The following is a 13506-nucleotide window of genomic DNA, read 5'->3' as shown; positions in this document are numbered from 1 at the left end:
GGTCACTCTCCCAGCTTCTCGGCGAGCACGGCGGCGATCCGTGCGACGGGCTCCGGCTGCGTCATCGCGCCGTGCGTGCAGGTGATGCGGTGCTGCTCGACGCGGCCGTCGACGTACGGGTGCCAGGCCTCGCCGTAGGGCCAGTCGGCGGGCTTGTCCAGGGTGGCGCCGAAGAAGACGGCGTCCCCTCGGTAGCGGCCGGGCACGTGCTCGGCCATCAGCTTGGCGTTCTGCTCGAAGACGTCGGGCAGGACGGCTGCCGCCTCGCCGAGCAGGGCGGTGAGCTCTGCCTGGCCGCGGCCGTCGGCCGGGTCGTGGCCGAGGGAGGCGAGCAGCGCGGCGAGGGTGTCGACCGGGCCGTCGGAGGACGGATCGCCGTCGGCGGCTCGGCGGGCGGGGTCGGCGGGCAGGCCGTCGAGGAGCGCGAGCAGGGCGACCTCCTGGCCCGCCGCCTGGAGGGCGACGGCCATGGCCTGGGCGACGACCGCGCCGAAGGACCAGCCGAGCAGGTGGTACGGCCCCTCCGGCTGGACGGCCCGGATCTGCCGCACGTAGTCCTCGGCGATCTCGGTGACGGAGGACGGGGAGCCGCCGCGCAGACCCCGCGCCTGAAGGCCGTGTACGGGCCGGTCCGGGTCGAGGTGGCGCAGCAGTCCTGAGTAGACCCAGCTGATGCCGGCGGCGGGGTGGACGCAGAACAGCGGGGCGGTGGTGCCGCCCGCGCGCAGCGGCAGCAGGACGTCGAGGGCGCTGCCGGAGCCGGAGGCGCCGTCGGCGGACGGGGCAGGGGTGCCCGCCGGGTCGGTCGGGCCCGGGTGCCGGTCCAGGCGCCGGGCCAGGGCCGCCGCGGTGGGGGCTTCGAACAGCGCCCGCATTCCGGGGTCGGCGCCGAGTGCGGTGCGGATCCGGCCGAGCAGCTTCATCGCGAGGAGGGAGTGGCCGCCGAGATCGAAGAACCCGTCGTCGATGGAGACCGGGCCCGGCAGGCCCAGGATCTCGGCGAAGAGGCCGCAGAGCAGTTCCTCGTGCGGGGTCCTGGGCGCCCGTCCGGTGGGGGTGGCGGGGAAGTCGGGGGCGGGCAGGGCCTGCCGGTCGACCTTGCCGCTCGCGGTCAGGGGCAGCGCGTCGAGCGGGACGAAGGCGGCCGGGATCATGTGACCGGGCAGCGACTCCGCGGCGAAGGAACGCAGTTCGGCCCGGTCGAGGGGGCCGTCCGGCACCACGTGGGCGACCAGCCGGGGGCCGGCGGCGCCGTCGTGGTGGACGGTCACCGTGGCGGCGAGGATCCGCGGGTGGCGGGTGAGCGCGTGCTCGATCTCGCCGGGTTCGATGCGGAAGCCGCGGATCTTGACCTGGTGGTCGGTGCGGCCGAGGTATTCGAGGTCTCCGTCGCGGGTGCGGCGCACCAGGTCGCCGGTGCGGTACATCCGCTCCCCCGGCGTGGACGGGTCGGCGACGAACCGTTCGGCGGTGAGCGCCGGGCGTCCGAGGTATCCGCGGGCGAGGCCGGTGCCGGCCAGGTACAGCTCGCCGGGAATCCCGGGCGGTACCGGGTTCAGGTGCTCGTCGAGGACGTGCGCGCGGGTGCCGAGGACGCTGCGACCGAGGGCCGGGCGAGAAGAGGCCGCGAACGGCTGGGTGAGCGCGTCGACGGTGGACTCGGTGGGGCCGTAGAGGTTGTGGGCGGTGGTGGCGGGCGCCTCGCGCAGACGGGTCCACAGGTGCGGGCCGACGGCTTCGCCGCCGAGCAGGACCACGCGCGGGGCGGGTGCGTCCAGCAGGCCCTCGTCCAGGAGCTGTTCGGCGTAGGAGGGGGTCACCTCGATGACATCGACGGACTCCGCCCGGAGGTGGCGGACCAGGGCGGCGGCGTCGCGACGCAGGTCCTCGCCGATCAGGTGCAGTTCATGGCCGGCGATCAGCCAGAGCAGGCCGTCCCAGGAGGCGTCGAAGCAGAGGGAGGCGGTGAGTGCGACGCGGGTGCGGCCGTGCTCGCGCTCGGTGGCGCCGATCGGGCCGGTCGCGCAGCGGTGCGAGGCGAGGAGGGCGGCGATCGCACCGTGGCTGACCACGACGCCCTTGGGGCGGCCGGTGGAACCGGAGGTGTAGATCACGTAGGCGGCGTCGGCGGCGGCCGCGCGGGGCTGCGGGTTCTCCGTGGCGGGGTGGTCGTTCCCGTCCTGCGGGACGGCGGCCAGGACGGGCAGGCCGGCGAGCAGTCCGGGCAGCGGCCAGCCGTCGGCGGTCACGGCCAGTGCGGGTGCGGCGTCGGCGAGCATGGCGGCGGTCCGGTCGGCCGGGTACGCGGCGTCCAGGGGGAGCGAGGCCGCTCCGGTCTTGAGTACGGCGAGCAGCGCGATCACGGTCTCCGCCGAGCGCGGCAGGGCCAGGGCGACGACCGTCTCCGGGCCGGCGCCCGCCGCCGCGAGGCGGTGGGCGAGGTGGTTGGCGCGGGCGTTCAGCTCGGCCCAGGTGAGCCGGGTGTCGCCGGCGACCAGGGCGGTCTCGTCCGGGGTGCGGGCCGCCTGGGCCTCGAAGGCGGCGGGCAGCAGCGGTACCACCGGCGGCAGCTTCGCTCCGGTCGGGGCGAGTGCGGCGCGTTCTTCGGCGGAGAGCAGGTCGGCCCCGCCGATGGGCAGGTCGGGCCGGGCCGCGACCGCTGTCAGTAGCCGGCCGAAGCGGACGGCGAGGGACGCTGCGGTCTCCCGGTCGAACAGGTCGGTGGCGAAGTCGATCGCGCACTCCAGCCCGGCGGGCGCGCCGTCGGCGCCGAAGGACTCGCCCACGGCGATGGAGAGGTCGAATTTGGCCGCGCAGCCGCCGACCGGCTCCACGGTGGCCGGCAGGCCGGCCAGGTCGAGCGTCCCGTCGCCGGGGCCGCCGGCCCCGCCCGTGCCCTGGAGCAGCAGCATGACCTGGAAGAGCGGGTGGCGGGCGAGGGAGCGGGCCGGGTTGAGTTCCTCCACGAGACGCTCGAAGGGCACGTCCTGGTGGGCGTGGGCGTCGAGCTGGGTCTCCCGGACGCGGCCGAGGAGCTCGGTGAAGGTCGGATCGCCGGAGGTGTCGGTGCGCAGGACCAGGGTGTTGACGAAGAAGCCGACCAGGTCGTCCAGCGCCTCGTCCGAACGCCCGGCCACCACCGAGCCGATCGGCACGTCGGTACCGGCCCCGAGCCGGGTCAGCAGCGCCGCCAGAGCGGCCTGCAGGGTCATGAACATCGTGACGCGGTGCTCCCGGGCCAGCCCGGCCAACGCCCGGTGCAGCTCCGCGCCGAGCGGCAGGACCACGCGGTCGCCGCGGTGGCTGCTGTCGGCGCGCCGTGGCCGGTCGACGGGGAGCGCCAGCTCCTCGGGGAGCCCTGCCAGGGCATCGCGCCAGTGGGCGAGTTGGCGGGAGGCCAGGCTGTCGGGGTCGTCCTCGTCGCCGAGCAGCTCGCGCTGCCAGAGCGCGTAGTCCGCGTACTGCACCGGCAGCGGCTGCCAGCCGGGCGCCGAGCCGTCACGCCGGGCGGCGTAGGCGTCGGCCAGGTCGCGCAGCAGCGGGCCCATCGACCAGCCGTCGCCCGCGATGTGGTGGAGGACGAGGACGAAGAGGTGCTCCTCGGCGGTGAGGGGGAACAGGTGTGCCCGGACAGGGAGTTCGGCGGAGAGGTCGAAGGGGGTGGCGGAGCACTCGGCCACGGCTGCCGCCGGGTCGGCGGGCGGCGCGGTGCGACGGTCGAACGGAATCCGGGCCGCCGCGGGCGGGAGGATCCGCTGGCGGGGTTCGCCGTCCCGCTCGGCGATCAGTGTGCGCAGGATCTCGTGCCGGGCGACGAGGTCGCCGAGGGCGAGTTCGAGCGCGTCCGGGTCGAGCGGACCGGTGAGCCGCAGGGCGAGCGGGAGGTTGTAGAGGGCGCTGGGGCCCTCCATCCGGTCGATCAGCCAGAGCCGCTGCTGGGCGAAGGAGAGCGGCAGGTCGTCCGGACGCTCGCCGGCCGTCAGGGCGAGTCGGGCCGTGCCGCCGTCCAGCCGCTGGGCGAGGCCGGCGACCGTCGGCGCCTCGAAGACGTCCCGGACGCCGATCTCCGCCGCGAACACCGTGCGGACTCGGCTGACCAGTTGCATGGCGAGCAGCGAGTGCCCGCCGAGGACGAAGAAGTCGTCGTCGATCGAGACCTGCCCGGTCGCGCCGAGGACGTCGCCGAACAGGCCGCAGAGGAGTTCCTCGCGCGCCGTACGGGCGGTCCGGCCGCCCGTGAAAAGCTGGAAGTCGGGGGCGGGCAGGGCGCGCCGGTCGACCTTGCCGCTGCCGGTCAGCGGCAGCGCGTCGAGGGTGACGACCGCTGCCGGAACCATGTGGGCAGGTAGCACCTGTGCGGTGAACCGCCTGACTTCGAGGGCGAGTTCGGGGCTGGGTGCGGTGACCGCGCAGTGGGCGACCAGGCGGCGGTCACCGTCGGCGCTCTCGTGCGCGGTGACCACGGCCTGGCGGACGGCCGGGTGCCGGGTCAGTTCCTCCTCGATCTCGCCGGGTTCGATGCGGAAGCCGCGGATCTTGACCTGGTGGTCGGTGCGGCCGAGGTATTCGAGGTCTCCGTCGCGGGTGCGGCGCACCAGGTCGCCCGTGCGGTACATCCGCTCCCCCGGCGCGGACGGGTCGGCGACGAACCGCTCCGCCGTCAGCGCGGGCCGGCCCAGGTAGCCGCGGGCCAGGCTGTCCCCGGCCAGGTACAGCTCGCCGGGAACGCCGGCGGGGACGGGGTTCAGGTACTCGTCGAGGACGTGTGCGCGGGTTCCGAGGACCGCGTGTCCCATGGTGGGGCGCTCCGAGTCGGCGTACGACTGGAGCAGGGTGTCGACGGTGCACTCGGTGGGTCCGTAGAGGTTGTGGCCGGTGGTGGCCGGGGCCTCGCGCAGACGGGTCCACAGGGCCTGGCCGATGGGTTCGCCGCCGAGCAGGACCACGCGCGGGGCGGGTGCATCCAGCAGGCCTTCGGCGATGAGCTGTTCGGCGTAGGTGGGGGTGAACTGGACGGCGTCGAGGCCCTCGGTGCGGAGGTGACGGACCAGCGCGGCGGGGTCTCGGCGCAGGTCCTCGCCGATCAGGTGCAGTTCGTGGCCGGCGACCATCCACAGCAGGCTGTTCCAGGAGGCGTCGAAGCAGAGCGAGGCCGTCAATGCGGTGCGCAGCCGGCCGTGGGTCCGCTCGGGCTCGGCGAAGGTCTCCGCCCGGTGGGCGGCCAGCAGTCCGGCGATCGCACCGTGGCTGACCACGACGCCCTTGGGGCGGCCGGTGGAACCGGAGGTGTAGATCACGTAGGCGGCGTTGGCCGGCGTGACGCGCAGGGGCGGTGCCTCGTCGGGCCGGTCGGCCCAGTGCTGTTCGCCCGCATCCAGGACCGTGGCTCCGGCGAGGCCGTCCAGCGCCTCGGGCAGCGGCCAGGCAGCATTCGTGAGGACGGCCGCGGGGCGGGCGTCGGCCAGCATGTGGGCGGTGCGCTCCAGCGGGTACCCGGCATCCAGCGGGAGGAACGCCGCGCCGGCCTTGAGCACGGCGAGCTGGGCGACCACCGTCTGCGCCGAGCGGGGCAGGGCGAGCGCGACCACGTCCTCCGGACCGATCCCGGCGGCGGCCAGGCCGTGGGCGAGGCGGTTCGCGCGTGCATCCAGCTCGGCGTAGGTCAGCCGGGTCCCCTCGAAGACGAGGGCCGTCAGGTCCGGTGTGGCCGCCACCTGGGCGGCGAAGGCGGCCGGCACGAGGGGCTGGTCGGCGGGGAGCGGGCGACAGCCGCCGAGGAGTGCGGCGCGTTCGCCCTCGGTCAGCAGGTCCACCCGGCCGATCCGCAGGTCCGGCCGGGCCGCCATCGCGGTCAGCAGCCGTCCGAAGCGGTCCGCGATCGACTGCGCGGTCTCCCGGTCGAAGAGGTCGGTGGCGAAGTCGATCGCGCAGTCCAGTCCGGCGGGCTCGCCGTCCGGTCCGAAGAACTCCTCCAGCGTGACGTTGAGGTCGAACTTGGCGACCCCGGTGTCCGCGGGGAGCGCCTCGGTGCGCAGGCCGGCCAGTTCCGGCTCGCCGCCGGTGTTGGACTGGAGGACCATCGCCACCTGGAAGAGCGGGTGGCGGGCGAGGGAGCGGGAAGGGTTGAGTTCCTCCACGAGACGCTCGAAGGGCACGTCCTGGTGGGCGTAGGCGGCGAGTCCGGTCTCCCGGACGCGGCCGAGGAGCTCGGTGAAGGTCGGATCGCCGGAGGTGTCGGTGCGCAGGACCAGGGTGTTGACGAAGAAGCCGACCAGGTCGTCCAGCGCCTCATCCGAACGCCCGGCCACCACCGAGCCGATCGGCACGTCGGTACCGGCCCCGAGCCGGGTCAGCAGCGCCGCCAGAGCGGCCTGGAAGGTCATGAACATCGTGACGCGGTGCTCCCGGGCCAGCCCGGCCAACGCCCGGTGCAGCTCCGCGCCGAGCGGCAGGGCGATCCGGTCGCCCCGGTGGTCGGCGCGGGCTCCGCGCGGCCGGTCGACGGGAAGGGTGAGCTCCTCGGGCAGGTCGGCGAGGTGCGCGCGCCAGTGGGCGAGTTGGCGGAAGGCCAGGCTGTCGGGGTCGTCCTCGTCGCCGAGCAGCTCGCGCTGCCAGAGCGCGTAGTCCGCGTACTGCACCGGCAGCGGCTGCCAGCCGGGCGCCGAGCCGTCACGCCGGGCGGCGTAGGCGTCGGCCAGGTCGCGCAGCAGCGGGCCCATCGACCAGCCGTCGCCGACAATGTGGTGGAGGGCGACGACCAGGACGTGTTCTTCGGGGCCGACCCCCAGCAGGGTGACGCGCACGGGCGGTTCGGCGGCCAGGTCGAAGGGGCGGCGGGCGGCCCGGTCCACCTCTGCGTCCACCGACTCCGGTGCGCAGTCGCGCCGTTCGACGGGGAGGGCCCCGGCGGCCGGGGGGAGGACGATCTGGTGGGGCTCGCCGTCGTGCTCGGCGATCAGTGTGCGCAGGATCTCGTGCCGGGCGACGAGGTCCCCGAGGGCGAGTCCGAGCGCGTCCGGGTCGAGCGGACCGGCGAGCCGCAGGGCGAACGGCATGTTGTACAGCGCGCTCGGCCCCTCCATCCGGTCGATCAGCCAGAGCCGCTGCTGGGCGAAGGAGAGCGGCAGACGTTCGGGGCGCTCGCCCGCGGTCAGGGCGAGTCGGGCCGTGCCGCCGTCCAGCCGCTGGGCGAGGCCGGCGACCGTCGGCGCCTCGAAGACGTCCCGGATGCCGAGTTCGGCGCCGAGGACCGCGCGGACGCGGCTGAGCAGTCTGGTGGCAAGCAGTGAGTGGCCGCCGAGGGCGAAGAAGTCGTCGTCGGCGGAGACCGGTCCGGTGAGGCCGAGGACGTCGCCGAACAGGCCGCAGAGGATCTCCTCGCGCGCCGTACGGGCGGAGCGGCCGCCGGCGGCCGCCGCGAAGTCCGGGGCGGGCAGCGCGGACCGGTCGAGCTTGCCGTTGACGTTGAGCGGGAGCGTGTCGAGCGCCATGAAGGCGGCCGGGACCATGTGGCCCGGCAGGGCGGCCGCCGCGTGGGCGCGCAGCACGGCCGCGTCCAGCGGGGTGCGGGTCACGACGTAGGCGACCAGCCGGGTGCCCGCGGCGGCGTCCGTGGCGTCCTGGTGGGGCAGGACCGCGGCCTGCAGGACGTCGGGGTGGGCGGCGAGCACGGTCTCGATCTCGCCGGGCTCGATGCGGAAGCCGCGGACCTTGACCTGGTGGTCGGTGCGGCCCAGGTACTCGACGCTGCCGTCCGGACGGCGCCGGGCGAGGTCGCCGGTGCGGTACATCCGCTCCCCCGGTGCGCACGGGTCGGCGACGAACCGCTCCGCGGTGAGCGCGGGCCGGCCCAGGTAGCCGCGGGCCAGGCCGGCGCCGCTCAGGTAGAGCTCGCCGGGGACGCCGGGCGGGACGGGCCGCAGTCCGGCGTCCAGGACGTGTGCGCGGAGGTTGGGCAGCGGACGGCCGATGAGCGGGCGCGGGTCGCCTGCCAGCCGGTGGTGGAGGGCGTCGACGGTGCACTCGGTGGGGCCGTACATGTTGAGCACGATGGTGTCCGCGGCGGCGGTGAGGGTGGCGGAGAGCCTTTGGCCGAGGGCTTCGCCGCCGACCATCAGCAGGGCCGGCGGGCAGCGGTCGAGCAGTCCCTCCTCGACCAGGCGCTCGGCCTGGCCGGGGGTGACGTCGAGGACGTCGGTGCCGGTAAGTTCGGCGTGGCGGACGATGGCGGCGGCGTCACGACGCAGGTCGTCGTCGAGCAGGTGGAGTTCGTGCCCGGCGACCATCCACAGCAGTGCCTCCAGCGCGGTGTCGAAGGAGAGCGAGGCGGCCTGGCCGAAGCGGAACCTGCGCGCCGGGTGGGCCCGCAGGGCGGCGGCGATGGTCTCGTCACGGTGGAAGGCGAACAGGTTGGCGAAACCGCCGTGACGGACCACGACGCCCTTGGGACGGCCGGTGGAACCGGAGGTGTAGATCACGTAGGCGGCGTTGGCCGGCGTGACGCGCAGGGGCGGTGCGTCATCGGGCCGGTCGGCCCAGTGCTGTTCGCCCGCATCCAGGACCGTGGCTCCGGCGAGGCCGTCGAGGACCTCGGGCAGCGGCCAGGCGGCATCCGTGAGGACGGCCGCGGGCCGGGCGTCGGCCAGCATGTAGGCGATCCGCTCTGCCGGGTAGTCGGCATCCAGCGGGAGGAAGGCCGCGCCGGCCTTGAGCACGGCCAGTACGGCGACCAGGGAGTCGGCGGAGCGGGGCAGCGCGAGGGCGACCACGTCCTCCGGGCCGGCGCCGGCGGCGGCCAGGCCGTGGGCGAGGCGGTTCGCGCGGGCGTCCAGCTCGGCGTAGGTCAGCCGGGTCTCACCGAAGACGAGGGCGGTCTCGTCCGGAGTCGCGGTGGCCTGGGCGGCGAACGCCTCGGGAACGAGGACGTCGGCGGTGCCCGGCCGGGCGGTGTCGTGCCACGCGGCCAGCGCGCTGCGGCCGGCCTCGCCCAGGACGTCCAGTTCCGCGACGGGGCGGTGCGGGTCCTCGGCGGCCTGGGCGAGCAGCCGCAGCAGGGCGTCGGCGAGGCGTTCGGCGGTGGCCCGGTCGAACAGGTCGGTGGCGAACTCCAGGCCGCCCTCGACACCGCCGGGGCTGCCGTCGGGGCGGTGGCGTTCGGAGAGGTTGAGCGTGAGGTCGAAGGCGGTCGTGGGCAGGCCGAGCGGCTCGTACGCGGTGCGGGTGCCCGGGAACTCGGGTCCGCCGCCGGCGGTGTTGTCGAAGGCGATCATCACCTGGAAGAGGGGGTGCCGGGCCAGGGTGCGGGCCGGGTTGAGCTCCTCGACGAGCCGTTCGAACGGCACGTCCTGGTGCGCGTAGGCGGCCAGGTCGGCCTCCCGGACCCGGGCGAGCAGCTCGGCGAAGGTGGGCCGGCCGGTGAGGTCGGTGCGCAGCACCAGGGTGTTGGCGAAGAAGCCGATCAGGTCGTCGAGGGCCGGGTCGAGGCGGCCGGCCAGCGGCGTGCCGATCGGTAGGTCCTCGCCGGCGCCGAAGCGGTGCAGCAGGGTGGCGTAGGCGGCCTGGAGGACCATGAAGAGGGTGGCCCCGTGGGCTGTGGCGAGGTCGGCCAGGCGTGCGTGCAGGTCCGCGTCGAGTTCCAGCGGGACGACGTCACCGCGGTGGCTGGGGAGGTTCGGGCGGGGGCGGTCGAGCGGAAGCGGCAGTTCGTCCGGCAGTCCGGCGAGCGCCTGCCGCCAGTGGTCGAGCTGGCGGGAGAGCGCGGACTGCGGGTCGGTGTCGGCGCCGAGCATCCGGTACTGCCACAGGGTGTAGTCGGCGTACTGGACCGGCAGCGGCTCCCATGCGGGCGGCTGGCCGCCGAGCCGGGCGGTGTAGGCGTCGGCGAGGTCGCGGAAGAGGGGTCTCAGGGACCATCCGTCGCTGGCGATGTGGTGCATCACAAGGAGCAGTACGTGCTCGTCGGGAGCCTCGGGCCGCAGGTAGGCGTGCAGCGGGACGTCGGCGGCGAGGTCGAAGGTGTGGCCGGTGAGCTCCTGTACCGGGCGGTCGGTGACGGTGAGCAGCGGGGCCGGCGGGGCGGGCAGGATCCGCTGGTGGGGGACGCCGTCGTGTTCGCCGAAGACGGTGCGGAGGCTCTCGTGGCGGGCGACGACGTCGTGGAGGGCGCCGTCGAGGGCGCCGGTGTCGAGCGGTCCGCTGAGGCGGAGCGCGAGGGTGACGTTGTAGGTGGCGGCGGGACCTTCGGCCTGCCCCAGGAACCACAGCCGGCGCTGGGCGAAGGAGACGGGCAGGTGCTCGGGCCGAGGTGCGGCGCACAGCGCGGGCCGGTCCGGGTCGGCGGCAAGCCGGTCGGCGAGGGCGGCGACGGTGGGGGCCTGGAAGAGGTCGCCGATGGCGAGTTCGGCGCCCAGTTCGGTGCGGGCCCGGCCGACCAGGCGGGTTGCCAGCAGGGAGTGGCCGCCGAGTTCGAAGAAGTCGTCGTCGATGGTGATGTCGTCGATGCCGAGGATGTCGCCGAAGAGCGTGCACAGGGCGCGTTCGCGCTCGTCGCGGGGGGCGCGGCCGGCGGTGTCGGCTCCGAGTCGGGGGGCGGGCAGGGCACGCCGGTCGACCTTGCCGTTGGCGTTGAGCGGCAGGGCGGGCAGGACGACGACCGCCGAGGGGACCATGTAGCCGGGCAGCACGGTGGCGGCGAACTGCTTGATTTCAGCGGCCAGTTCGTGCTGCCCGTCGAGTGCGGCGGCGGTCACCGCGCAGTAGCCGACGAGCCGGGTGTCGCCGGGGCGGTCCTCCCGGGGGACCACGATGACCTGGCGGACGGCGGGGTGGCGGGAGAGCACGGCCTCGATCTCGCCCGGCTCGATGCGGAAGCCGCGCAGCTTGACCTGGCCGTCGATCCGGCCGAGGAACTCGATCGCGCCGTCGGCGCGGCGGCGCACCAGGTCGCCGGTGCGGTACATCCGCTCGCCCGGTGCGTACGGGTCGGCCACGAAGCGTTCGGCGGTCAGCGCGGGCCTGCGCCAGTAGCCGCGGGCGAGACCCGCGCCGGCGACGTACAGCTCTCCGGGGACGCCGGGCGGGACGGGCTGGAGCCGGGCGTCGAGGACGTGGGCGCGCATGTTGTCGAGCGGGGCGCCGATCGGCGGCCGGGGTCCGGTCAGGTCGGCGGGGCCGAGGGGGTGGTGGGTGGCGAAGGTGGTGGCTTCGGTCGGGCCGTAGACGTGGGCGAGCAGCAGGTCGGGGCAGTGGTCGAGGACGCGCTGCATGAGGGTGCCGGAGGCGGCCTCGCCGCCGGTGCAGACGGTCCGCAGGGCGCGGAAGGTTTCGGGGGCCTGCTCGGCAACGAGGTCGAAGAGGGCCTTGGTGAGGAAGGCGGCGGTGACGCCGTGACGGGTGGCGACGGCGTGCAGGGTGTCTGCGTCCAGATTGCCGGGCGGCGCGACGACCACGGTGCCGCCGGACAGCAGCGGCGTCCACAGTTCGTAGGTGGCGGCGTCGAAGGCGTGCGGGGAGTGCAGCAGGACCCGCCGGTGCCGGCCGTCCTGCCAGCGACGGTCGGCGGCGAGGTCGACGACGTCGCGGTGGCGCACGGCGACGCCCTTGGGGGTGCCGGTGGAGCCGGAGGTGAACATCACGTAGGCGAGCCGGTCGGGGTGGACGCGGACGCCGGGCGCATGGGCCGGGGCGGAGGCCTCGTCCCCGGGGCGGACCACGACGGCCTCGTGCGGGAAGCCGGGGTCGGCGCGGTCGGTGAGCAGGACCGGGGCGGCGGTGTCGGCCAGGAGGGCGGCCATCCGCTCCGGTGGCAGGCTCGCGTGCATGGGGACGTAGACGCCGCCGGCCTTGAGCACGGCCAGGGTGGCGACGACCAGGTCGACCGAGCGTTCCATCAGCAGGGCGACCGGGGACTCCGGGCCGACGCCGCAGGCGGCCAGGTGCTGGGCGAGCCGGTTGGCACGGTGGTCGAGCTCGGCGTAGGAGACGGTGCCGCCGTCGTGGGCGAGCGCGACCGCGTCGGGGGTACGGGCGGCCTGGGCCTCGAACAGTTCCGGCAGCGATCCGGTCGGGACGGGCGAGGCGGTGGAGTTCCACTCGTCGCGCAGCCGGGCCCGCTCCTCGGGGGTGAGGATGTCGAGGGTGCCGATCGGCGCCTCGGGGTCGGCGGCAGCGGCGGCCAGCAGTCGGCCGAGGCGTTCGAACAGGAGGGTGACGGTGGTGCGGTCGTAGAGGTCGGTGGCGTATTCGGCCGAGCCGGTGAGGCCGGCGGGGGCGCCGTCGGCGGTGTGCCGCTCGGTGATGCCGATGTTGAGGTCGAACTTGGCGACGCGCAGGCCGAGTTCCTCGGGCTGCGTCCGCAGGCCGGGGAGGCCGGCGAGTTCGCCCTCCTCGTGGTTCTGGAGCACGAGGAGGGTCTGGAAGAGCGGGTGGCGGCCGAGGGCTCGGGCCGGGTTCACCTCCTCGACCAGACGCTCGAACGGCACGTCCTGGTGGGCGAAGGCGTCGAGCTGGGACTCCCGGGTCCGGCGCAGGAGTTCGGCGAAGGACGGGTCCGCGGAGGTGTCGGTACGCAGAACGAGGGTGTTGACGAAGAAGCCGACCAAGTCGTTCAGGGCCTCGTCGGAGCGGCCGGCGACACCGGTGCCGAGCGGGATGTCCGTACCGGCGCCGAGCCGGGTGAACAGTGCGGCGAGTCCGGCCTGGAGGACGGAGAAGAGGGTGGCGCGGTGCCGGATGGCCAGGTCCGCCAGTGCGGCGTGCAGTTCGGGGCCGTAGCCGAACGGCACGGCGTCGGCCGCTCCGGTCGGGGCCGGCGGCCGGGGGCGGTCCGTCGGCAGCTCCAGCTCCTCCGGGAGGCCGGCCAGGACGCCTCTCCAGTGGTCGAGCTGGCGGCTCATCATGCTGCCGGGGTCGCTTTCGTCGCCGAGCAGTTCGCGCTGCCAGAGCGTGTAGTCGGCGTACTGGATCGCCAGCGGCTCCCAGTCGGGGGCGGCGCCGCCGAGGCGGGCGGCGTAGGCGTCCGCGAGGTCGCGCAGCAGCGGGCCGAGGGACCAGCCGTCGCCGGCGATGTGGTGGAGGACGACGAGCAGCACGTGCTCGGCGGGCGGCTCGTCCGCGCCGGGCCGAGCCGGGGCGAGCGAGAAGACCGTGACCCGGATGGGCAGTTCGGTACTCAGATCGAAGGTGCGGGCGGCTGCCCGGTCCCGCAGGGCGGGGTAGTCGCCGGGTGCGCAGTGCACCGTCTCGAAGGCGATCGGTGCCTGTGCGGACGGCAGGACGTGCTGCACCGGAACTCCCCCGGCCGCCGGAAACACCGTGCGCAGGGCCTCGTGGCGGGCGACCACGTCACCCGTCGCGGCGCGCAGCGCCTCGGTGTCGAGCGTGCCGCGCAGGCGGACCGCGAACGGCAGGTTGTAGAGCGCGGTCGGCCCTTCGATCTGGTCGATCAGCCAGAGACGCTGTTGTGCGTACGAAACCGGGATCACGGTGCTTCCTCTGCTCACGTCACGG

Annotated in this window: 1 protein-coding gene; it reads right to left on the bottom strand. The window is 74.9% G+C overall.

The features are described from left to right. Positions 1-2 precede the first annotated feature (2 nt). Complete coding sequence (locus tag R4Z63_RS28095) at positions 3-13481, bottom strand: non-ribosomal peptide synthetase (protein WP_384453738.1); 13479 nt, start codon at positions 13479-13481, stop codon at positions 3-5. Positions 13482-13506 lie beyond the last annotated feature (25 nt).

It is taken from the genome of Streptomyces sp. PL-29 (genome assembly GCF_058344425.1).
The sequence above is the reverse complement of the archived record's forward strand: the minus strand, read 5'-3'. Positions and strand labels throughout refer to the sequence as shown.